Source organism: Serratia sp. GW822-FHT06E05 (genome assembly GCF_058799445.1).
This window is the reverse complement of sequence record NZ_JBXALM010000004.1, coordinates 36,608-58,492: the sequence shown is the minus strand read 5'-3', so window position 1 is coordinate 58,492 and position 21,885 is coordinate 36,608. Positions and strand designations below refer to the sequence as shown.

Here is a 21,885-nt window from a genome sequence, read left to right as displayed (position 1 = left end):
CGCCTGATTGTAGTACTAATTATTAATATCGTACTACAATCAAGATCACAAAAAAGACAATAAGATAAACGCCTTCTGGTTGTGTAACTTCGGGGTTTACATAAAAGACTAAAAAGTACAAACTGGATTCTAAAGTCTACATCACCTTCTTTACTGGAGCCGTCATGAGCCACTTATTCGATGCAATTGTTTCCGCCCATCAACAATTGCGCCCACAGGTTCGCGTCACCCCACTGGAACGCAGCGTACTGTTGTCGCAACGCTTGGGTTGCGAACTGTTCCTGAAATGCGACCACCTGCAGCCTACCGGCTCTTTTAAGTTTCGCGGCGCCAGTAATAAACTGCGGCTACTGAGTGAAGAGCAACGCCAACGCGGAGTGATCGCCGCCTCCAGCGGCAATCATGGCCAGGCGATGGCGCTGGCGGGAAAGTTGATGGGCGTTGAGGTCAAGGTTTATGCCCCGGAGACGGCAGCGGCGATAAAACTCGACACCATTCGCGCGCTGGGCGCGCAGGTCGAGCTGGTGGCGGGCGATGCGCTAAATGCCGAGCAGGCGGGGGAAAAGGCGGCGCAGGAACAAGGGAAGGTTTATGTCTCTCCCTATAATGACGAGCAGGTCATCGCCGGTCAGGGGACCTGCGGCATGGAGCTGGTCGAACAACAGCCGGATTTGGATGCGGTGTTTGTCGCGGTGGGGGGTGGCGGCTATATTTCGGGCATTGGCAGCGTTTTGCAGCAACTATCGCCGAAAACGCAGCTAATTGCCTGTTGGCCGGAAAACGCCACCAGCATGTACAGCGCATTGGAAGCCGGCCACATTTTCCCGGTGGAAGAGCAAGATACCCTGTCCGACGGCACTGCCGGGGGCGTGGAGCCAGGCGCCATTACCTTCCCTCTGTGTCAGCAACTGATCGACCGAAAAGTCTTGGTCAGTGAAACTGAAATCAAGCAGGCTATGCGCCAAATTGCCGTCAGCGATCGCTGGATTATCGAAGGGGCGGCCGGGGTAGCCTTAGCCGCCGCCATTAAGCTGGCACCGGAATTTCAGGGGAAAAAAGTGGCCGTCGTCCTGTGCGGAAAAAACATCGTGCTCGAGAAATACCTCAAGGCGATCGCCGATGAAAATCCTTAACAAAAGGCAGATACTTGAAGCTTTCGACGCAGATGCCACCACGTTACTGCTAAAAGAAGGGTTTATTGCCTATTCAAAACGGCAGGTACAGCAACCGCCGGTACAACATTTTCTGTTTGAGCAGGCAGCCGGCGACTGCTGTATTAAATCGGCGTGGCTGGAAGGAGACGAGCAGTTTGTCCTCAAGGTTTCCTCCGGTTTTTACCGTAATCCAGCGCAGGGGTTGGCCAGCAATCAAGGGCTGATGATGGCTTTCTCAGCACAAACCGGTGAACCGCAGGCGTTGTTGCTGGACGAAGGCTGGTTAACCGCATTACGCACCGCTCTGGCCGGGCGCATCGTCGCCGAACTGTGCGCACCGACGGAGATCCCGGCCATAGGTATCGTCGGCTGCGGCATGCAGGCCCTGCTGCAGTTGCAACAGCTAAAACCTCTGACCGCCTGCCGTGAAGTCTGGGTATGGGGCCGCAACGAGTCGGCGCTGCAAGCCTACCGCCACAGTGCCGAGGCCGAAGGATTTCGGGTGCATACAACCCAGGATGCGGCAGAACTGGCGGCACACTGCCGGTTGATTATCACCACCACGCCCAGCCGAGAGCCAATTCTGCGGGCGACGGATATTCGGCCCGGCACCCACATCACCGCGGTAGGCGCCGATTCCCATGGCAAGCAGGAACTGGAGAGCGGTCTGGTGGCCAGGGCGGATGTGTTGCTGGCAGACTCTGTGTCTCAATGTACAGAATACGGCGAAATCGCCACGGCTTACCGGCAGGGATTGTTGGCTTCGATACCCATCGTCGAATTAGGTACCGCCCTGGCGCAAGGAAAGAAGGTGCGCAGCGATCCGGAGCAAATCACCCTGGCCGATCTGACCGGCTTGGCGATTCAGGATGTGCAGATTGTGAAGGGAATTTTAGCGCGGTTATAACGAAATTAAGGGGCGCAACTGCGCCCCCTGATGCAAAACAACGTTAGGCATTCAGTACAAATTTCTCGATGGCGCGTGCCACGCCGTCTTCGGTATTGGTGGTGGTCACAAACTGCGCCACCGCCTTCAGTTCCTCAATGGCATTGCCCATGGCCACGCCAACGCCGGCATACTCGATCATTGCGGTGTCGTTGGCTTGATCACCCAACGTCATCACGTTTTGCTGTGCAATACCGAGATGATCGGCCAGCATTTTCACGCCGGTCCCTTTATCCACGTTCTTATGCAGGATCTCCAGGAAATACGGCGCGCTTTTCAGGATGGTATAACGCTCACGCGTTTCAGCCGGGATCCGGGCGATGGCACGATCCAACAGCTCAGGCTCGTCAACCATCATCAACTTAGGGAAACGGATCGCCGGATCCATCTCTTCCACGCTGCGGTACTTGAGCGGAATGCCGGTCATCTCCGATTCGTGCACGGTGTATTTGCCGATATCTTTGTTCGGTGTATACAACGTATCGAAATCAAACGCCTGATAGTGAACGCCGAGTTCGCGCGCCATCTGCTCGAAGTAGAGATAATCCTCAAAGCCCAGCGTTTCCTGCAGGATGCAGGCACCATCTACCGCCTTCAAAACCAGCGCACCGTTATAGGTAATACAAAAATCACCAGGTCCCTGAATGTCCAACTGACGCAGATAGTCTTGCACGCCGACGTAAGGCCGCCCGGTGGCCAGCACCACATGCACCCCTTTGCGGCGCGCCTCGGTGATTGCCTGCTTTACCGCCGGCGTAATTTGGTGCTGCGGGTTGAGCAGCGTGCCGTCCATATCAATCGCAATCAGTTCAATAGCCATTCGATCCTCTCCCAGTGGTTTTTTCCCATGCTAACGCGTTTCAGCCCGCCGTGTCAGCGTCAAAAACGGCGTAAAAAAATCCGCGCGGGTTGCCCGGCGCGGATTTTCACAGTCATCAATGCGTTAGATATCGATATTTGCCGCTTTCAGGGCATTCTCTTCGATAAAGGCACGACGAGGTTCAACCGCATCACCCATCAGGGTGGTGAACAATTGGTCTGCAGCAATGGCGTCCTTTACGGTCACGCGCAGCATACGGCGGCTTTCCGGATCCATGGTGGTTTCCCACAGCTGCTCTGGGTTCATCTCGCCCAGACCTTTATAGCGTTGTACCGCCAGGCCGCGACGTGACTCTTTCACCAGCCACTCCAATGCCTGCTCGAAACTTTCAATCGGCTGACGGCGCTCACCACGTTCGATGAAGGCCCCCTCTTCGATCAGGCCGCGCAGTTTCTCGCCCAACACGCAGATTTTGCGGTACTCGCCACCGTGGATGAAGTCGAAGTCCAGCGCGTAATCGGTATCCACACCGTGGGTACGAATGCGCAGCACCGGCTCAAACATCTGGCGCTCGCGGTTCTCGAAGATCACCGAGTCATAGCTGCTACCGTGCTGCTCTTTGTCGTTCAGCAGTTTCACCAGAGAATCAATCCAGGTCTTAACCTTGGACTGATCGCTCAGGTCTTCTTCCTGCAGAGTCGGCTGGTAGATCAGGTTGTTCAGCAGCGCGCGCGGGTAGCGACGCTCCATACGACCGATCAGCTTCTGCACGCTGTAGTGTTCGGCAACCAGTTTTTCCAGTTGCTCACCGCCCAGTGCCGGGGCGCTGGCGTTGGTGTGCAGGGTTGCGCCGTCCATCGCGATGGCGATTTGGTATTGATCCATCGCCTCGTCATCTTTGATGTACTGTTCCTGCTTGCCTTTTTTCACCTTGTACAAAGGCGGCTGAGCAATGAACACGTGGCCGCGCTCAATGATTTCCGGCATCTGACGGTAGAAGAAGGTCAACAGCAGCGTACGGATGTGCGAGCCATCGACGTCGGCATCGGTCATGATGATGATGCTGTGATAGCGCAGTTTGTCCGGGTTGTACTCGTCACGGCCAATACCGCAGCCCAGCGCGGTGATCAACGTCGCCACTTCCTGCGAAGACAGCATCTTGTCGAAGCGCGCCTTCTCTACGTTGAGGATTTTACCTTTCAACGGCAGGATTGCCTGGTTCTTACGGTTACGTCCCTGCTTGGCAGAGCCGCCCGCTGAGTCCCCTTCCACCAGGTACAGTTCAGACAGCGCAGGGTCACGTTCCTGGCAGTCCGCCAGTTTGCCCGGCAGGCCGGCCAGATCCAGCGCGCCCTTGCGGCGGGTCATTTCACGCGCTTTACGCGCCGCTTCACGAGCACGTGCCGCGTCGATGATTTTACCGACGACGATTTTCGCATCGCCCGGGTTTTCCATCAGATAATCGACCAGCTTCTCGTTCATCAGCGTTTCAACCGCGGTTTTCACCTCGGAAGACACCAGCTTGTCTTTGGTCTGAGAAGAGAACTTCGGATCAGGCACCTTCACCGAAACCACGGCAATCAGACCTTCACGCGCATCGTCGCCGGTGGCGCTGATTTTGGCCTTTTTGCTGTAGCCTTCTTTATCCATGTAGCTGTTCAGGGTACGGGTCATCGCGGTACGGAAACCGACCAGATGGGTACCGCCGTCACGCTGCGGGATGTTGTTGGTGAAGCAGTAGATGTTTTCCTGGAAACCGTCGTTCCACTGCAGCGCCACTTCCACACCGATGTCGTCTTTGACGGTCGAGAAGTAGAACACGTTCGGGTGGATCGGGGTTTTGTTCTTGTTCAGATATTCAACAAACGCCTTGATACCGCCTTCGTAGTGGAAGTGGTCTTCTTTGTCGGTACGTTTGTCTTTCAGGCGGATAGACACGCCGGAGTTCAGGAAAGAGAGTTCGCGCAGGCGCTTGGCCAGAATGTCGTACTCAAATTCGGTATTGTTGGTGAAGGTTTCATAGCTCGGCCAGAAACGGACCGTGGTGCCGGTCTGATCGGTTTCACCGACCACTTTCAGCGGCGACAATGGCTCGCCCATGGCATAGGTTTGCTCATGCACCTTGCCTTCACGACGGATCACCAGTTCCAGCTTCTCAGACAGGGCGTTAACAACGGAGACGCCCACGCCGTGCAGACCGCCGGAGACCTTGTAGGAGTTGTCATCAAATTTGCCGCCGGCATGCAGCACGGTCATGATCACCTGTGCTGCGGAAACCCCTTCCTCTTCGTGAATACCGGTTGGGATACCGCGGCCATCATCCTGTACCGAAACGGAATTGTCGGCATGGATGGTCACCTGAATGTCACTACAGTGGCCAGCGAGTGCTTCGTCGATAGCGTTGTCCACAACCTCGAATACCATGTGGTGCAGACCGGTGCCATCATCGGTGTCGCCGATATACATGCCCGGGCGCTTACGCACCGCGTCCAGCCCTTTTAATACCTTGATACTTGAGGAGTCATAAGAATTCGACATCAACGTTTCTCGCTCATTTTAGTCCTGTGGTTGAACCTCTATTTTACCTTGTTCCACGCGGAACATCTTGCCCTTTTCACCGGCCATATCGGTCACTTGTTCAGCGCTCACGGCACTGACAAAGACCTGGGCCTGGGTGGCTTTCAGGCGATCGGCCAGCAACCGGCGACGGCCGGTGTCCAGCTCGGAGGCAAAATCATCAATCAGATACAGGCAACGCCGCCCGCTCTGCCGGGTGAGAAACTCACCCTGCGCTAAGCGCAATGCGCACATCAGCAATTTAAGCTGACCGCGCGATAACAAATCCTCTACCGGCGTGCCGTCGGCACGAATGCGGAAGTCCGCCTTATGCGGCCCCACCGCGGTATAGGTTAACGCCCTGTCGCGCTCAAACTGGCGCTCCAGCAGCTCTCCGTAGTCGCTCTCTTTGTCCCAGCCGCGCTGGAAAGAGAAACTCAGGGCAAATTCGGGCAAAAACTGCGCGCACGTCGCGGTAATATCCGCGGCAATCGCGTCGCTGTAAGCTGCCCGCCACTCGCTGATGCGCTCTGCCAACGGGATCAGTTCCTGATCCCAGGCGCGGATTTGCGCATAGCGACTGACCTGGCGCAGCGCGGCATTGCGCTGCTTCAGTAACCGTTTCAGGTTGCTCCAGGCGGTGAAAAAACCGGGTTCGTTATGAAAACAGCCCCAGTCCAGGAAGGCGCGCCGGAATTTCGGCCCGCCGTTTAGCAGGGTAAAACCTTCGGGGGTGATCAGTTGCATCGGCAATAACTGCGCCAGTTCAGCCACTTTGTGGCCGTCGCTGCCATCGATGCGTACCTTGCTGTCACCCTGACGGCTCTTGCTTAATCCTACGGATATTTCACGTTCTACACCGTCAATGCGGCCGTGCAAAATGAACTCCGGCTGGTCGTGGCGGATCACCCGGCCGGCCTGCAGGCTGCGAAACGCACGCCCGTGCCCAAGGGTATACACCGCCTCAAGCACGCTGGTTTTCCCGCTGCCGTTGGCACCAACCAGGAAGTTGAATCCCGGCGCCAGCGCCAAATCCGCCGCTTCTATATTGCGGAAGTCTTTAATCAGTAAACGCGTTAATGCCATGCAATCTCTTTACCGATAACGGTGCTGTAATTCAAGGTAACGAGACTACAGCCGCATTGGCATGACGACGTAAGCAGCAGACTTACTGGCACCGTCTTCGATCTGCACGCTGGAAACCGAGTCGGTCAGCAGCAGACGCACATCTTCACACTTGAGCGCGTTCAAAACGTCCAGCACGTAACTGACGTTAAAACCAATTTCCATCTCAGTGCCGTCGTAGCTGACATCGAGGATCTCTTCCGCTTCTTCCTGTTCCGGGTTATTGGCGGTGATCTTGAGCTGGTTCTGGCTAACGTACAGGCGCACGCCGCGGAACTTTTCGTTCGACAAAATAGCCGCACGGGCAAACGCCTGCTTGAGCAAGTCGCAGCCGGCTTCCAGCGTTTTGTCCGGGTTCTTCGGCAATACGCGGCGATAATCAGGGAAACGGCCGTCAACCAGCTTGGAGGTGAAGATAAAGTCACCGACGTGAGCGCGAATGTTGTTGCTGCCGATCTGCAGTTGCAACAAGGTCTCGCCACCGTCCAGCAGACGCACCAGCTCCATCACGCCTTTACGCGGCACGATCACCGAATGCGACGGCAATTCCTGGCCGATCGGCATCGAGCACACCGCCAGGCGGTGACCGTCGGTCGCCACGGTACGCAGCTCTTCCCCTTCGGTTTCGAACAGCATACCGTTTAAGTAGTAACGCACGTCCTGATGAGCCATCGAGAACTGCGTAGCTTCAATCAGGCGCTTCAGCGTTGCCTGTGGCAGCGAAAATTCAACTTCGCTCTGCCAGTCGTCCAGGTTCGGGAAATCCGACGCCGGCAACGTAGAAAGTGAGAAGCGGCTGCGGCCGGAACGCACCAGCATGCGCTCGCTTTCAAGCGTTACGGTGATCTCGGCCCCTTCAGGCAGACCACGGCAGATATCAAAGAATTTACGCGCGGGGACGGTAGTCGCGCCCGCTTCATGGGGCTGGGACAGGGCAACGCGCGCCACCATCTCCATCTCCAGATCGGTGCCGGTCAGCAGCAGGGAGCCTTCCGTCACCTGCAACAGCAGGTTACCCAGAATTGGCAAGGTTGGGCGGCCGCCCAGCGGGCTGCTCACCTGTTGCAGCGGTTTTAGCAGATGCTCACGTTCAACGATAAATTTCATAGCGCTAGGAAGATAATGTTCTGATTAAATTGGAGAAATCTTCTTTGATGTCGTGACTTTCCTCACGCAACTGCTCAATCTTCCGGCAGGCGTGCAACACCGTGGTATGGTCGCGGCCACCAAACGCATCGCCGATTTCTGGCAGGCTGTGGTTGGTGAGTTCTTTTGCCAATGCCATCGCCATTTGGCGCGGGCGGGCAACGGAACGCGAACGCCGCTTGGACAACAAATCCGCGACTTTAATTTTATAGTATTCCGCCACCGTCTTTTGAATATTATCGATGGTGACCAGCTTTTCCTGCAGAGCCAGCAGATCGCGCAGCGCTTCACGCACGAAATCAATGGTAATGGCACGGCCGGTAAAGTTTGCGTTGGCAATCACGCGGTTCAGCGCCCCTTCGAGCTCACGCACGTTGGAACGCAGGCGCTTGGCGATAAAGAACGCCACTTCGCCCGGCAGACGGATATCGTTCTCGTCGGCCTTTTTCATCAGGATCGCCACGCGGGTTTCCAGCTCAGGCGGCTCGATCGCTACCGTCAGCCCCCAACCGAAGCGCGACTTCAGGCGATCTTCCACGCCGTTAATCTCTTTCGGGTAGCGGTCTGAGGTCAGGATAATCTGCTGATTGCCTTCCAACAGGGCGTTAAAGGTATGGAAGAACTCTTCCTGCGAACGCTCTTTATTGGCAAAAAATTGGATGTCATCGATCAGCAGCGCATCGACCGAGCGGTAATAACGCTTAAATTCTTCAATGGCATTGTTCTGCAAGGCTTTGACCATGTCCTGAACAAAGCGTTCAGAGTGCATATAGACCACTTTGGCGTTGGCCTTGCGGGCCATGATGCCGTTGCCTACCGCGTGCAACAGGTGAGTTTTACCCAGGCCGGTGCCGCCATACAGGAACAGCGGGTTATAGGCGCCGCCCGGGTTATCCGCCACCTGGCGGGCCGCCGCGCGCGCCAACTGGTTGGATTTACCCTCAACAAAGTTATCAAAGGTATGCTTTGGGTTAACGTTGGAGCGGTAGGAAAGTTCAGGCTGAGGAGCCGCGTTGTCCCAACTGGGGCGGGACGGCGCCACGGCGCGCGCTACCGGTGCGCTGGGTGCGCTTGCACTCACGCTGGCGGTAACGGTCTGGCTGATGATTTGGGAGATCGGTTTGCTGCCCACTTCAAAACGCAGCAAGGGGGCATCCGTACCGCAGAAATCATTCAACAGGCCATTGATATTGTTTAAGTACTTATCGCGAACCCAATCCAGCACAAAACGATTGGGCGCATAAAGCGCCAGGGTGTTGTCACTCAGTTCCGCCTGCAATGGGCGTATCCACATACTAAATTCTGTGGCAGGTAACTCATCCTGCAATCGGGCAAGACACTGCTGCCAAAGCGAAAGTGACACGGCGGACTCCACTCGAACAAGATCAATAAAAGAAAAGAATCAGGCTAATTTTTTATAACTCATGATTTTTGACACATACCCGGCATCGGCTGTTTGCCTGTGGGGGATGCGAACCGCCTTTCACGGTTTATGTCCCTCACGATCCCCGCTTGAGAGATCGCGATCGGAATGACGGATCATAGCGCAATCCGCGCAAGAGATCCTCCCCTTCATCACAGATTAGATCCATTTTATCCACAGGCCCCGGCCTGCGGCGATCTTTTCGCCAGCCACGCCAAATTGCAGGCGAAATACCGCCTGAGGAACGGTATTTTTTACATTGTCAACCGGTTATACCCTGTTATCCACGTCGGATCCTTGGCTTTAACCACAAGGATCGCGTCGGGATCCTTGCGATTTACCCCCGAGTCCGTATAATCTTCGCCCTACGTGTGTACCTGGTTCCTTAATGGTGTGTCATTAACCAGACAGGATTCTGCGGTGACCACGGGCCAAGACCGGATTTTACTCCGTATTGGCAGACAACCAGGTAGGCTAGCGCGATGTGAATTGACTCAGGACTGTACAATTATTACAATCCCGCTTCTTTATATATTGCGATTGAGGCGTCGGTCGTCTTCACGCCGAATAGCCAAACGCGTTTACTGATCAGTAATTATTTAAGTTTAGGTAGAAATCGCCATGAAACGCACTTTCCAACCGTCCGTATTGAAGCGCAACCGTAGCCACGGTTTCCGTGCTCGTATGGCCACCAAAAATGGTCGTCAAGTTCTGGCCCGCCGTCGTGCGAAAGGCCGTTCTCGTCTGACTGTTTCTAAGTAATAAAAGCTAACCCGCTGAGTGGTTAAGCTAGCTTTTCCCAGGGAGTTACGTTTGTTAACTCCCACTCATTTCACTTTCGTCTTCCAGCAGCCACAACGGGCTGGCACGCCGCAAATCACCATCCTCGGCCGCCTGAACCAGCTGGGGCATCCCCGCATCGGTCTTACCGTCGCCAAAAAACACGTCAAACGCGCGCATGAACGCAATCGGATCAAACGCCTAACCCGCGAAAGCTTCCGTTTACGTCAGCACGAGTTACCGGCGATGGATTTTGTCGTGGTGGCCAAAAAAGGGATAGCGGATTTGGATAACCGCGCGCTGACGGAAGCTTTGGAAAAATTATGGCGTCGCCACTGTCGCCAGGCTCCCGCATCCTGATCGGGCTGGTGCGGGCTTACCAGCTCGTCATCAGTCCGCTGCTTGGGCCTCGTTGTCGCTTCCAGCCGACATGCTCTCATTACGCAATTGAGGCATTAAGCAGGTTTGGCATGATAAAAGGCAGTTGGTTAGCATTGAAACGCGTATTAAAATGCCACCCCTTGAACCCAGGTGGCGATGATCCCGTGCCGCCGAAACCCGACGATAACAGAGAACACTAACGATGGATTCGCAACGCAATCTTCTCCTCATCGCTCTGCTGTTCGTGTCTTTCATGATCTGGCAAGCCTGGCAAACGGACAACGCTCCGCAACCAGTCGCCCAGACCACGCAACAGACTTCGAACACTGCTACCGGTGATGCCGCAAGCTCAGCAGTTCCAGCCAGTGGTCAGGGTAAACTGATTACCGTTAATACTGACGTGCTGTCGCTGACCATCAACACCCGTGGTGGTGATATCGAGCAGGCTAAACTGTTGGCTTACCCGGACACTCTGGGTTCATCGACGCCATTCCAACTGCTGGAAACCACACCGTCATTTGTTTATCAGGCGCAAAGCGGCCTGACCGGCAGAAACGGCCCGGATAACCCGGCAAACGGCGAACGTCCTCTGTTCCAGGCGGCGCAGGACAGCTACACCCTGCCGGAAGGCCAGGAAGAGCTGCGCATTCCGCTGACCTTTACCGGTAAAGACGGCGCTATCTACACCAAGACTTTCGTGCTCAAGCGTAATCATTACGCGGTTGCTGTTGACTACAACGTCGACAACAAAGGCACCACCCCGCTGGAACTGACCCTGTTCGGCCAACTGAAGCAGACGACCGAGCTGCCTAAGCACCGTGACACCGGCAGCAACAACTTCGCTCTGCACACCTTCCGTGGCGCGGCGTACTCTTCCAGCGAAGACAAATATCAGAAGTATGCGTTCGATAAGGACGAAAACCTGAGTGTCACCACGCAGGGCGGTTGGGTTGCCATGCTGCAACAGTACTTCGCCACCGCATGGGTGCCGGCAACTCAAGGCAGCAACACCTTCTATACCGCCAAGCCTGGCGACAACCTGTCCACCATTGGCTTCAAATCTACTCCGGTAGTGGTGCAGCCTGGTGCGCAGCAGCAGCTGAATGCCACCCTGTGGGTGGGGCCGGAACTGCAAGACCAGATGGCCCAACTGGCGCCGCACCTGGATCTGACCGTGGATTACGGTTGGTTGTGGTTCATCTCTCAGCCGCTGTTCAAATTGCTGAAGTTTATCCACGGCTTTATCGGTAACTGGGGCTTCTCAATTATCATCATCACCTTCATCGTGCGTGGCATCATGTACCCGCTGACCAAAGCGCAGTACACCTCGATGGCCAAAATGCGCATGCTGCAGCCAAAACTGCAGGCGATGCGTGAGCGTATCGGTGATGACAAACAGCGCATGAGCCAGGAAATGATGGCGCTGTACAAGTCTGAGAAAGTGAACCCGTTGGGTGGGTGTTTGCCGCTGGTTATCCAGATGCCAATCTTCCTGGCGCTGTACTACATGTTGATGGGCTCGGTTGAGCTGCGCCATGCGCCATTCGCCCTGTGGATCCATGACCTGTCGGCGCAAGACCCGTACTACATCTTGCCAATCCTGATGGGCGTGACGATGTTCTTCATCCAGAAGATGTCGCCAACCACCGTCACTGACCCGATGCAGCAGAAAATCATGACCTTTATGCCGGTGATCTTCACAGTGTTCTTCCTGTGGTTCCCGTCAGGTCTGGTGCTGTACTACATCGTCAGTAACCTGGTGACCATCCTCCAGCAGCAGCTGATTTACCGCGGCCTGGAAAAACGTGGCCTGCACAGCCGCGACAAGAAAAAGACCTAAGCGTATTGTAGGGGTTCGGCGCGCTGAACCCTTGCAGCAAAAGATAAGAGGCGGTCATTAAGACCGCCTTTTTGCATATTGAATCGTCAGAGAGAATCACTATGAGCACTACCGATACCATCGTAGCCCAAGCCACCCCGCCGGGACGCGGCGGCGTCGGCATTTTGCGTATTTCCGGCCGTGGCGCCAAAGACGTAGCCCAGGCCCTGCTCGGCAAACTGCCGAAGCCGCGTTACGCCGATTACCTGCCGTTCCGTGATGCCGAAGGCGCCACTCTGGACCAGGGCATCGCGCTGTGGTTTCCTGGCCCGAACTCGTTTACCGGCGAAGACGTGCTGGAACTGCAAGGCCACGGCGGGCCGGTTATCCTCGATTTGCTGCTCAAACGCGTACTGGCGCTGCCCGGCGTGCGTATCGCCCGTCCCGGCGAATTTTCCGAGCGTGCCTTCCTTAATGACAAGCTGGATCTGGCGCAGGCCGAAGCGATTGCCGACCTGATCGACGCCAGTTCCGAGCAGGCGGCACGCTCTGCAATGAACTCGCTGCAGGGGGCGTTCTCCACCCGCATCAACCAGCTTGTGGAAGCACTTACTCACCTGCGAATCTATGTAGAAGCAGCGATAGACTTCCCGGATGAGGAAATCGACTTCCTGTCTGACGGTAAAATCGAGGCGCAGCTCAACGGAGTCATGGCCTCTCTTTCCAACGTACGCGCAGAAGCGCGTCAGGGCAGCCTGCTGCGCGAAGGGATGAAAGTGGTGATCGCCGGGCGTCCTAACGCCGGTAAATCCAGCCTGTTGAACGAACTGGCCGGTCGCGAAGCGGCTATCGTCACCGATATCGCCGGCACCACTCGCGACGTGCTGCGCGAGCATATTCACATCGACGGCATGCCTTTACACATCATCGACACCGCCGGCCTGCGCGAAGCCAGCGACGAAGTGGAGCGTATCGGTATCGAACGTGCGTGGAACGAGATCGAACAGGCCGACCGCGTGCTGTTTATGGTCGATGGCACCACCACCGCGGCAACCGAACCGGCAGAGATTTGGCCGGAGTTTATGGCACGTCTGCCGCATCGTCTGCCGATCACCGTAGTACGTAACAAAGCCGACATCACCGGTGAACCCTTGGGCATGACAGAAGTAAATGGTCACTCACTTATTCGCCTGTCGGCGCGCACCGGTGAAGGTATCGACCTGCTGCGGGACCACCTGAAGCAGAGTATGGGCTTCACCAGCAATATGGAAGGCGGTTTCCTGGCACGTCGCCGCCACCTGCAGGCGCTTGAGCAAGCAGCCCAGCATCTGGTCGAGGGCAAAGAACAGTTAGTGATCGCTTACGCGGGGGAGCTGCTGGCCGAAGAATTGCGACTGGCGCAGCAAGCGCTGAGTGAAATCACCGGCGAATTTACCTCAGATGACCTGCTGGGACGCATTTTCTCCAGCTTCTGCATCGGTAAATAAACGGCGGTAACGTAACAAGCGACCTATTCACGGCCAGGACAAACCTTTGTTCTGGCCGTTTTTCTTTGCCCCGCTCTGCGCCTTGGCTCACAGAGCCGTCATAACTCCCTAGATATACTGGTGGGTCAGGGATCCTTCTCAGGAACGAGCAAAGATGGCATTAACCTTCAAGGTGCTGCTGGAAAACCGCCGCGCCGCCAGCGCCAATCCGTCACTGCTGGCCAAGGCAGGCTTAAGCCTGCTGCTTCAGGATGAAACTGCCAGCGTTTTATTTGATACCGGCCCTGACGGCAGTTTCCTGCACAATGCGCGGCTGATGGGCGTAGATCTCTCCACAATAACCGCAACCGTGCTCTCTCATGGCCACTATGACCACTGCGGCGGCGTCACCTGGCTGCCTGACGGCAGCCGCATTATCTGCCATCCGCAGATCGGCGACGAACGCTATGCGGCGCTGAAGGTACTGGGCCACACCCGCAAAATCAAAAAGCTCTCTTTGGATATCGATTACTCACGCCACCGCATGGAGTACAGCCGCAAACCACTGTCTATCAGCGATCGTTTTATGTGGTCAGGCGAAATCGTAGTACCCGCACCGCGCGCCTATGGCGTGATTGTCGGGGAAAATGCAGGAGTGGACTATGTCATCGACGAAGGCGTGCTGATTTATAAATCCGATCGCGGGCTGGTGATTATTACCGGTTGCGGGCATCGCGGGATCATTCACATCGTGCGTCACTGCCAGAAAATCACTGGGATCGATCGGATCCACGCTTTGATCGGCGGTTTTCATCTCCGCTGCGCGTCGCCGCGCACCCTATGGCGGGTAAGACATTTTCTTCATCAGCAAAAACCAGAGAAATTAATGGGGTGCCATTGCACCGGAACCTGGGGACGCCTGTGGTTACCGGAGGTGGTGTCACCCGCGACCGGAGACACTTTCGTACTGGAATAAGACGTTAACAAGCCAGCTGGTTTTCGCTTCCTGCCACAGAATCTGGCAGGAAGAACCCCCGACAAACGCCTGCTTTCTCCTCCTTCTTGCCAAAATTCACCTAAGCTTATCTCAGCAATTTCCATCAAAGAGATAAGAAAAAATGAATGAACCACTGGATTTACTCGGCGTCGGCCTTGGCCCTTTCAACCTCAGCCTGGCGGCGTTGGCCTATGAAAGTGGTGCACTGAATTATGCCTTTCTCGATCGCAACGCCAGCTTCCGTTGGCATCCCGGCATGCTGCTCCCTTCCGCCTATATGCAGACCTATGTGTTGCAGGACCTGGTTACGGCGGTAACGCCTCGCAGCCAATTCTCCTTTATCAATTACCTGGTCGAGCAGAAAAAAATTTATCGTTTTCTGATTACCGAACAGCAAATTATCAGCCGCGAAGAGTTCTCCGACTATTTGAGCTGGGCCTGTAATAGATTAGAAGGGTTACAGTTTTCGCAGTCGGTTGAAAGCATCGATTTTGACGATGAAAAACAGCTGTTCAAAGTACGCACCCGCGACCAAACCCTGTGGGCGAAGAATATCTGTCTGGGCACCGGCCACGACCCCTGGCTGCCTGAGGAGTTTTATCCGGCGCTGGGCGAAAACTGCCTGCATGCCGCCGAAATCGGCCTGCGTAATCCGGATCTGACCGGTAAGCGGGTGGCGGTGATTGGCGGCGGCCAAAGCGGTGCCGATATTTTTCTGAACGCGCTGCGGGGGCACTGGGGCGAACCGGCACAGCTCGACTGGATTTCCCGTCGGCCCAATTTTCAGCCGCTGGACGAGTCTGCCTTCACCAATGAATATTTCACCCCGGAGTACGTCGATTATTTTTATACGCTGCCGCAGGATATCCGCGAGCGCGAACTCAAGACTCAGAAACTGCCGGCCGACGGTATTAGTAACCATACGCTACGTACTTTGTACCGGGAGCTTTATATGCGTTTCGATGTGATGCACCAGCCGCGCAACGTGCGTCTTTTGCCGCATCGCACTCTGCTGGCGATCGAGCCGACAGGCAAAGGGTTCCAATTGCGCACCCGACACGGCCTTGAAAATCGCCAGGAAGGATTCAATGCCGATGTCGTCATTTTAGCAACCGGTTATCGCCCTTCACTCCCTGCCTATTTAAAACCCCTGTTGCCACGCATTCCTTTCGACGACCAACAACACTTGCCGTTACTGCCCGATTTTAACCTCGAATGGCAAGGGCCTGAGCAGAATCGCATTTATGCGGTGAATGCCGGTATCCACAGCCACGGCAGCGCGGAAGGCGGGCTCAGCCTGATGGCCTGGCGCTCAGCACGAATTCTGAATCATCTGCTCGGTAAACCCCATTTTGATCTGGCACCAAACGCCTCGCTGATCCAATGGTGGAGCGGCGCTGCCCCGGACGATGATATTACTCAAACAGATAAATAGGATAAAACGCATACTGTTTTTTGATGATAAATCCTCGACTTATGCTTAATCTAACTCCCCTGCGTTTTCAGCGACCCTTCTGGTATGGAGTGAATAATGGCGTGTCATTTTGCCCGATGGATCCCCACGTCCACCGCACTGGATACCCGGAGGCTCTCCGCCGAGGTCGTTGCTGCTACCACCGCTTTTTCCATTAAACGCCGCCAACGCTTTCTGCAGGGGCGTATCCTGCTCGCCGAAATGATGTTTTATCTCTACGGCCTGCCGACATTGCCCCCCATCGCTACCACACCTACCGGCCGCCCCTGCTTTGTCGATAACCACCTGCCCGATTTCAGCCTGGCCTACGCCAGCGATACGGTAGGGGTTTTATTAAGCGATGAAGGCAAGGTGGGGCTGGATATTGAAGTCATGCGCGCCCGGGGCGGGCAACAGAAAAGGCTGCAAGACCAATTTCAAACGCCGGCAGAAAGTGCCTGGATCAGTGCGCAATACGATCGGCTGGAGGCGGAAACGCAGCTGTGGAGCATCCGTCAAAGCGTGTTGAAAATTTCCGGCCTGGGTAACAGCGGGCAATCGTCGCTGCTGCTGCACCCTTTTTCCGGCCACCTGCGATCCAGCATCACCCCCCAGGTTCAGGTGATGAGCGATGCCGACGAATATCTGAGCTGGGCTTGCGCGCGCGAACCCAGCCTGGAACGTCTGGTATGCTGGCAGTATGAAGCCAATAAAGGCCTGCAGAAAAACGGGGAGATCTCTCCACGAGCACCGGCCAGTTCCACCCGCTTTATCAAACTGACCAGCCTGGCACTTCACCGCTGACATCGGCCGCTTACCCTGCGACGAACCCCTGAGATAAAACTTTCTTTAACGCATAAATTCCTGCATAAAACTGTAAAGTCAGCTAAATATTCAGCAATCATCTATTCTCTCCTGCAGCTTTGCCCTACTATCTCCTGATGTTCTAAGCTGAATCTGTTCATTCGAAAGGGAGAATCACCATGTCAGACCAAGCATTAAAAATCGTTACCCTGCTCGGCAGCCTGCGTAAAGGCTCGTACAACGCCATGGTCGCCAATGCCCTGCCGGGCCTTGCGCCACAAGGCGTCACCATCGAAGCGCTTCCTTCAATCCGTGATATCCCGCTGTATGATGCCGATGTGCAACAGGAAGAAGGTTTCCCTGCTGCAGTGGAAGCGATCGCAGAGCAAATCCGTCAGGCGGACGGCGTTATCATCGTTACCCCGGAATATAACTACTCGGTGCCGGGCGGGTTAAAAAACGCCATCGACTGGCTGTCTCGCCTGCCGAACCAGCCGTTAGCCGGTAAACCCGTAGCCATTCAGACCAGCTCTATGGGGCCGATTGGCGGCGCGCGCTGCCAGTATCATCTGCGTCAGATCCTGGTGTTTCTCGATGCCATGGTGATGAACAAACCGGAATTTATGGGCGGCGTGATCCAGAATAAAGTGGATGCTCAGGCTGGGGAGTTGATTGATCAGGGCACGCTGGACTTCCTCACCGGCCAGCTGTCCGCATTCAGTGATTATATTCGTCGACTGAAGTAAGATTATTTTACAGACGCCTTCGGCAGAAAATTGACTGAAGGCGTCATTCTTATGAGAGATCACTTTATAACCCATTAAAATTAAAGTCATAAAATTATGTATTTTCTCATTTTAGCCATATTACTGGCTTTCATCACCAGACCATTATCAGCCGCAGAAATGCGTTATCCCGCCGGAGAAGAGCCGATCGAGCTGCCGGTACATAGCCCTTTGAATGCCCAATACCCACGCACCGCCCAGGGCCAGGAAGACAAAAAGATCGCGGCCATGTCGCTGTACCTGACGCTGATGCGCGAAGACGGGCGGAACATATGGGCCCCCTATCAATTGGCGGCCTCTTCGGCGGAAAAGGGCCAAACCGAACTGGCGGAGCGCTATCTGCAGCTGAGTGCCGATCGCGGGTTGTGGTATTACTACAACCTGTTGGAGGACGACGCCTTCAATAGCATTCAGCACAGCAGGACCTATCAATCAATATTGGCGGTCACCAAAGCCCGCTACCTGCAACATGCGCATTGGTACGAAGGCAAAGCCAGCTACGCCATTCCTGAAGGCACACCGCCTGCCGGCGGCTGGCCAACGGTGGTGTACCTGCATACCTACGGCAAGAGCGCCAGCATCACACCCGAAGAGCGTTTGTTGTTTAGCGAGATGGGCGTGGCCTATGTTGAGATCAACGGTACCCAGATGCTGTCGGAGAACAGCTTCCGCTGGTCGAATTACAGTGACGAAAGCACCCAAAGCGCGATCCGGCGGGCTTTGCAACCGGCCGCAGAACTAAAACTCAACCCGCAGCAGGTCTACCTCACCGCCCGTGGGCAAGGAGCGCTGCACGCGGCCAATCTGCTGGCCAAATATCCCCAGCTATATGCCGGCGCGATGCTGATCGCCCCCAATGGTGAGATCAAGCAGGCTCAGCAATCGCTGGCGACCAATAAGCGCTTGGTGGTGGCGTATTACGATCGGCAAAACTTCAGCGATCAGGCGCTGGCGATGCATTTCGCCAATTTGTTCAGTGAGAATAACCAGGTAGAAACGCTGCATTTTTCTCAGGGAGAGAACCCCGACGGCGGCTGGCAGGCCCGTTTTAAACGGCCTTTACAGTGGATGTTGCAGCAGGCGCCCGACGCAACGCCGGGTGCCTAAAAGATAACAGGGCCGACCAGCGTCGGCCCTTGCCGTATTAATGGCCGTCTACAAACACAATTTTCAGCACAAACAGCAGCGCCACCACCACCACGCACGGGCTGATTTCGCGCCAGCGACCGGTCCCCAGCTTCATCACGCAATAGGAAATAAAGCCGAGCGCAATGCCTTCGGTGATCGAGAAGCTGAATGGCATCATCACTGCCGTGACGAACGCCGGAACGGCTTCGGTCAGGTCATCCCACTTCACCCGCGCCAAACTTGATGTCATCAGCACGCCAACGTAGATCAACGCGCCGGCTGCGGCATAAGCCGGCACCATACCCGCCAACGGCGACAGGAAAATCACCAACAGGAACAGGATACCGGTTACCACAGCGGTCAGGCCGGTACGGCCGCCGACAGACACCCCGGCGGAGCTTTCAATGTAGGCGGTAACCGAAGAAGTGCCGACAAAGGAACCGGCTACCGAGCTGATGCTGTCGACATACAGCGCCTGCTTCATGCGCGGGAACTTACCCTTGTCGTCAGTCAGCCCGGCCTTGTCGGTTACGCCAATCAAGGTACCAGAGGAGTCGAACAGGTTGACCAGCATAAAGGAGAAAATCACCCCGGCCAGGCCAATATTCAGCGCCCCGGCCAGATCAACCTGACCCACTACCGAAGTGATGTTAGGAGGCATCGAGAATACGCCGCCGTATTTCACATCACCCAACGCCCAGCCGATCAGCGTAGTCACCACGATAGAAATCAGCACTGCCGCATGGAAGTTGCGTGAAGACAATACCGCGATGATAAAGAAGCCCAGCGCGCCCAGCAGCACGTTGTGCGAAGTCAGGCTGCCGATGGTCACCAGCGTGTCCGGGTTAGCCACCACGATACCGGCATTTTTCAGCCCCATCATGCCGATAAACAGACCGATACCGCTGGTAATGCCCACCCGCAGGCTCATCGGAATATTGGCAATCATCCAGTAGCGAACGCGGAAAATGGTCAGCAGCAATAAACCGACTGCCCCCCAGAAAATGGCACCCATGCCGATCTGCCATGAGATGCCCATTGCGCCGACCACCACAAACGCGAAGAACGCATTGAGGCCCATCGCCGGTGCCAGCGCTACCGGCAGGTTCGCCAGCAGGCCCATGAAAATGCTGCCGAAGGCGGCAATCAGACAGGTTGTCACGAACACCGCCTGCGTATCCATGCCCGCCGCGCCCAGGATTTGGGGGTTAACGAACACGATATACACCATGGTCAAAAAGGTAGTAATACCGGCAATCGTTTCCGTACGCGCCGTAGTGCCATGTTGCTTGAGTTTAAACACGCGCCCAAGCAAGCCTTGCTCGACGTCAAGGCCAGATACTGGTTTGCTCATTATCAGAATTCCGAAGAGGGGAATGGACAGTCGCCGGCTATCCTATACCCAAAATAATTGGAGTCGCATCACGGCGGCAAGAACGCGAATCCCCAAGAGCTTACTCAAGTAAGTGACTGGGGTGAGCGTTCGCAGCCAACACAGATGCGGTTTCAAGTATGCCGGGTATATAACAAAAAGTCAGGGTTTTGATGCTGATCACAGGTTTTTTTCGCCGTCCTTACGGCCATAAACCCCAACAGGTTGTATTTGCTGATATTCATCGGAAAACCAGGATTCAGGAGTCGCAATCCTGCCTGATGCGGTTAAAGTGGCATTATCGCTGTTGACTCGAAGGACACTGACGCTGATGAACCAGATTGACTGTATTTTGTTTGATTGCGACGGCACGCTGGTGGACAGCGAAGTGCTGTGCAGCAAAGCCTATGTGCACATGTTTGCCCACTTCGGCATCCACCTGTCGCTGGACGACGTGTTCAGAAGATTCAAAGGAGTGAAGCTGTACGAAATTATCGAACAGGTTAATGCAGAACAGGGCACCACGCTGGCAAAGGAAGAGCTTGAACCGCTGTACCGCCAGGAAGTGGCCCGCTTGTTCGATAGCGAGCTGCAACAAATCGCCGGGGCGCGTGAACTGCTGGCGCAGGTGAAGGTGCCAATGTGCACGGTTTCCAACGGCCCGGTCAGCAAAATGCAACACTCGCTCGGCCTGACCGATATGCTGCACTATTTTGATGACCGGTTGTTCAGCGGTTATGACATCCAACGCTGGAAGCCGGATCCGGCCATTGTGTTCCACGCCGCCGAAAAAATGCAGGTGCCGGTGGAGCGCTGCATCCTGGTGGACGATTCCGCCGCCGGTGCACAGGCAGGGATCGCCGCCGGGATCCCGGTGTTTTACTTCTGCGCCGATCCGCACAATAAACCTATCGATCACCCCTTGGTCACCGCATTCGACAATCTGGCGCAATTGCCGGCGCTCTGGCGTGAACGCGGCTGGCAGCTGACTAACTAGCCGGCAACGGCGGTTTGTTGCGCCACCAGCGCCATGACCGTTTTACAGCCCGGGTCTGCGGGCTGTAGCGGCGATTGATCGCATTGGCCAGCAGATCCAACGCCAGGCAGAACACGAAGTACACCAACGCGATAAACAGGAATACCTCCATCGGATACACCATGCTGCGGTTGTTGACCTGTGTCGCCAGAAAGGTCAGCTCACTGACACCAACGATATAGGCCAGAGAGGTGTCCTTGATCAGCGAAATCCACTGGTTGATAAACGACGGCACCATCATGCGCAGCGCCTGCGGCAGCACTATCAACCACAGCGTTTGCCAGCGGGTCAGCCCCAACGATAACCCGGCCTGCCACTGCCCCGGCCCGATGGCGGCAATGCCGGCTTTCACCGCATGCGCCAGATAGGCGGAGGCGATCAACGCCAGAGCGCAAACCACCGTGGTAATTTCAGGAATATCTACGCCAAAAACGATGGGCAGCAGGAAATAGGTCCAGAAAATCAGCATGATCACCGGGATTGCGCGGAAAAAGCCCAAAATCGCCGCCAACAGCCCGGCTACCACACCGCGTGACATCGCCAATGCCACCCCCAGCAGCGTGCCGAGAATAGCCGAAGCCACCCCCGCCATCAGGCTGATAGCCAGTGTCAGCGCCGCGCCCCCCAGCGGCCCATCCGGCCAGGTGCCCCACAGCAGATATCCCAGGTTGTCGTAAATGATGCTGAAATCCAT

General features: G+C 55.6%; 20 protein-coding genes. 13 read left to right on the top strand and 7 right to left on the bottom strand.

The window, feature by feature from the left end:
* The first annotated feature begins 164 nt into the window (after positions 1–164).
* Both AC1RKC_RS12350 and AC1RKC_RS12345 read left to right on the top strand, forming a co-directional pair.
* Positions 165–1,133, top strand: a complete 969-nt coding sequence (locus AC1RKC_RS12350; RefSeq protein WP_046374831.1) for a threonine/serine dehydratase — start codon at positions 165–167, stop codon at positions 1,131–1,133.
* Positions 1,120–2,061 (top strand): ornithine cyclodeaminase family protein, encoded by a 942-nt coding sequence (locus AC1RKC_RS12345; protein ID WP_130016561.1) that lies wholly within the window; start codon positions 1,120–1,122, stop codon positions 2,059–2,061. Before AC1RKC_RS12350 ends, AC1RKC_RS12345 begins: the two co-directional genes overlap by 14 nt.
* Before the next feature lie 43 nt (positions 2,062–2,104).
* On the opposite strand, the gene yidA is transcribed toward AC1RKC_RS12345, so the two are convergent.
* The 5 genes from yidA to dnaA all read right to left on the bottom strand — a co-directional run bounded on the left by yidA (position 2,105) and on the right by dnaA (position 9,110).
* Entirely contained in the window at positions 2,105–2,920 is an 816-nt protein-coding gene (gene yidA, locus AC1RKC_RS12340; RefSeq protein ID WP_115057903.1) for a sugar-phosphatase, read from the bottom strand.
* Between the two features lie 123 nt (positions 2,921–3,043).
* Complete coding sequence (gene gyrB / locus AC1RKC_RS12335) at positions 3,044–5,458, bottom strand: DNA topoisomerase (ATP-hydrolyzing) subunit B (protein WP_020824633.1); 2,415 nt, start codon at positions 5,456–5,458, stop codon at positions 3,044–3,046.
* Positions 5,459–5,476: 18 nt separating this feature from the next.
* Positions 5,477–6,562 (bottom strand): DNA replication/repair protein RecF, encoded by a 1,086-nt coding sequence (gene recF, locus AC1RKC_RS12330; RefSeq protein WP_493092595.1) that lies wholly within the window; start codon positions 6,560–6,562, stop codon positions 5,477–5,479.
* A gap of 45 nt (positions 6,563–6,607) precedes the next feature.
* Entirely contained in the window at positions 6,608–7,708 is a 1,101-nt protein-coding gene (gene dnaN, locus AC1RKC_RS12325) for a DNA polymerase III subunit beta (protein ID WP_046374835.1), read from the bottom strand.
* Positions 7,709–7,712: 4 nt separating this feature from the next.
* Positions 7,713–9,110: a chromosomal replication initiator protein DnaA gene (gene dnaA, locus AC1RKC_RS12320; protein WP_041414068.1), complete on the bottom strand. Its 1,398-nt coding sequence runs from the start codon at positions 9,108–9,110 to the stop codon at positions 7,713–7,715.
* Between the two features lie 681 nt (positions 9,111–9,791).
* Between dnaA and rpmH the strand changes: the two genes are divergently transcribed.
* The 10 genes from rpmH to AC1RKC_RS12270 all read left to right on the top strand — a co-directional run bounded on the left by rpmH (position 9,792) and on the right by AC1RKC_RS12270 (position 18,762).
* Positions 9,792–9,932 (top strand): 50S ribosomal protein L34, encoded by a 141-nt coding sequence (gene rpmH / locus AC1RKC_RS12315; RefSeq protein WP_003849659.1) that lies wholly within the window; start codon positions 9,792–9,794, stop codon positions 9,930–9,932.
* 18 nt (positions 9,933–9,950) lie between these two features.
* Positions 9,951–10,310 carry a ribonuclease P protein component gene (rnpA, locus tag AC1RKC_RS12310; RefSeq protein ID WP_004950547.1) on the top strand — a complete coding sequence of 120 codons (360 nt, stop codon included), beginning with the start codon at positions 9,951–9,953 and terminating at the stop codon, positions 10,308–10,310.
* Complete coding sequence (gene yidD, locus AC1RKC_RS12305) at positions 10,274–10,531, top strand: membrane protein insertion efficiency factor YidD (RefSeq protein ID WP_012004505.1); 258 nt, start codon at positions 10,274–10,276, stop codon at positions 10,529–10,531. The genes rnpA and yidD overlap by 37 nt, the downstream gene beginning before the upstream one ends.
* A 2-nt stretch (positions 10,532–10,533) precedes the next feature.
* Positions 10,534–12,171 carry a membrane protein insertase YidC gene (gene yidC / locus AC1RKC_RS12300; RefSeq protein WP_020837770.1) on the top strand — a complete coding sequence of 546 codons (1,638 nt, stop codon included), beginning with the start codon at positions 10,534–10,536 and terminating at the stop codon, positions 12,169–12,171.
* Between the two features lie 101 nt (positions 12,172–12,272).
* The gene (gene mnmE / locus AC1RKC_RS12295) at positions 12,273–13,637 is read left to right on the top strand and encodes a tRNA uridine-5-carboxymethylaminomethyl(34) synthesis GTPase MnmE (protein WP_493092596.1); all 1,365 of its coding nucleotides are present in this window, start codon (positions 12,273–12,275) and stop codon (positions 13,635–13,637) included.
* Between the two features lie 154 nt (positions 13,638–13,791).
* A complete protein-coding gene (locus tag AC1RKC_RS12290) occupies positions 13,792–14,592 on the top strand; it encodes an MBL fold metallo-hydrolase (protein ID WP_493092597.1) in 801 nt (266 codons plus the stop codon).
* A gap of 142 nt (positions 14,593–14,734) precedes the next feature.
* The gene (locus AC1RKC_RS12285; protein ID WP_020837737.1) at positions 14,735–16,048 is read left to right on the top strand and encodes a lysine N(6)-hydroxylase/L-ornithine N(5)-oxygenase family protein; all 1,314 of its coding nucleotides are present in this window, start codon (positions 14,735–14,737) and stop codon (positions 16,046–16,048) included.
* Positions 16,049–16,144: 96 nt separating this feature from the next.
* Complete coding sequence (locus AC1RKC_RS12280; protein WP_020837736.1) at positions 16,145–16,870, top strand: 4'-phosphopantetheinyl transferase family protein; 726 nt, start codon at positions 16,145–16,147, stop codon at positions 16,868–16,870.
* 179 nt (positions 16,871–17,049) lie between these two features.
* Positions 17,050–17,616 carry an NADPH-dependent FMN reductase gene (locus AC1RKC_RS12275; protein ID WP_020837735.1) on the top strand — a complete coding sequence of 189 codons (567 nt, stop codon included), beginning with the start codon at positions 17,050–17,052 and terminating at the stop codon, positions 17,614–17,616.
* 96 nt (positions 17,617–17,712) lie between these two features.
* Positions 17,713–18,762 (top strand): alpha/beta hydrolase, encoded by a 1,050-nt coding sequence (locus AC1RKC_RS12270; protein ID WP_493092598.1) that lies wholly within the window; start codon positions 17,713–17,715, stop codon positions 18,760–18,762.
* Positions 18,763–18,799: 37 nt separating this feature from the next.
* Here the strand turns inward: AC1RKC_RS12270 and AC1RKC_RS12265 are convergent, their stop codons facing one another.
* Positions 18,800–20,137, bottom strand: a complete 1,338-nt coding sequence (locus AC1RKC_RS12265; protein WP_020837732.1) for an NCS2 family permease — start codon at positions 20,135–20,137, stop codon at positions 18,800–18,802.
* A 349-nt stretch (positions 20,138–20,486) separates the two neighbouring features.
* Here AC1RKC_RS12265 and yieH point away from each other — a divergent pair, with 349 nt between their 5' ends.
* Positions 20,487–21,152, top strand: a complete 666-nt coding sequence (gene yieH / locus AC1RKC_RS12260; RefSeq protein ID WP_115060905.1) for a 6-phosphogluconate phosphatase — start codon at positions 20,487–20,489, stop codon at positions 21,150–21,152.
* Here yieH and AC1RKC_RS12255 read toward each other — a convergent pair.
* Entirely contained in the window at positions 21,145–21,885 is a 741-nt protein-coding gene (locus tag AC1RKC_RS12255; RefSeq protein ID WP_048759323.1) for an amino acid ABC transporter permease, read from the bottom strand. The two genes, yieH and AC1RKC_RS12255, sit on opposite strands and share 8 nt — an antisense overlap.

Coding starts and splice junctions, on each gene's coding strand:
- rpmH (WP_003849659.1), top strand. CDS start 9,792: ATGAAACGCACTTTCCAACCGTCCGTATTGAAGCGCAACCGTAGCCAC.
- yieH (WP_115060905.1), top strand. CDS start 20,487: ATGAACCAGATTGACTGTATTTTGTTTGATTGCGACGGCACGCTGGTG.
- gyrB (WP_020824633.1), bottom strand. CDS start 5,458: ATGTCGAATTCTTATGACTCCTCAAGTATCAAGGTATTAAAAGGGCTG.
- recF (WP_493092595.1), bottom strand. CDS start 6,562: ATGGCATTAACGCGTTTACTGATTAAAGACTTCCGCAATATAGAAGCG.
- AC1RKC_RS12270 (WP_493092598.1), top strand. CDS start 17,713: ATGTATTTTCTCATTTTAGCCATATTACTGGCTTTCATCACCAGACCA.
- AC1RKC_RS12350 (WP_046374831.1), top strand. CDS start 165: ATGAGCCACTTATTCGATGCAATTGTTTCCGCCCATCAACAATTGCGC.
- yidC (WP_020837770.1), top strand. CDS start 10,534: ATGGATTCGCAACGCAATCTTCTCCTCATCGCTCTGCTGTTCGTGTCT.
- AC1RKC_RS12285 (WP_020837737.1), top strand. CDS start 14,735: ATGAATGAACCACTGGATTTACTCGGCGTCGGCCTTGGCCCTTTCAAC.
- dnaN (WP_046374835.1), bottom strand. CDS start 7,708: ATGAAATTTATCGTTGAACGTGAGCATCTGCTAAAACCGCTGCAACAG.
- AC1RKC_RS12275 (WP_020837735.1), top strand. CDS start 17,050: ATGTCAGACCAAGCATTAAAAATCGTTACCCTGCTCGGCAGCCTGCGT.
- yidA (WP_115057903.1), bottom strand. CDS start 2,920: ATGGCTATTGAACTGATTGCGATTGATATGGACGGCACGCTGCTCAAC.
- AC1RKC_RS12280 (WP_020837736.1), top strand. CDS start 16,145: ATGGCGTGTCATTTTGCCCGATGGATCCCCACGTCCACCGCACTGGAT.
- AC1RKC_RS12345 (WP_130016561.1), top strand. CDS start 1,120: ATGAAAATCCTTAACAAAAGGCAGATACTTGAAGCTTTCGACGCAGAT.
- AC1RKC_RS12255 (WP_048759323.1), bottom strand. CDS start 21,885: ATGGATTTCAGCATCATTTACGACAACCTGGGATATCTGCTGTGGGGC.
- mnmE (WP_493092596.1), top strand. CDS start 12,273: ATGAGCACTACCGATACCATCGTAGCCCAAGCCACCCCGCCGGGACGC.
- AC1RKC_RS12265 (WP_020837732.1), bottom strand. CDS start 20,137: ATGAGCAAACCAGTATCTGGCCTTGACGTCGAGCAAGGCTTGCTTGGG.
- AC1RKC_RS12290 (WP_493092597.1), top strand. CDS start 13,792: ATGGCATTAACCTTCAAGGTGCTGCTGGAAAACCGCCGCGCCGCCAGC.
- yidD (WP_012004505.1), top strand. CDS start 10,274: ATGGCGTCGCCACTGTCGCCAGGCTCCCGCATCCTGATCGGGCTGGTG.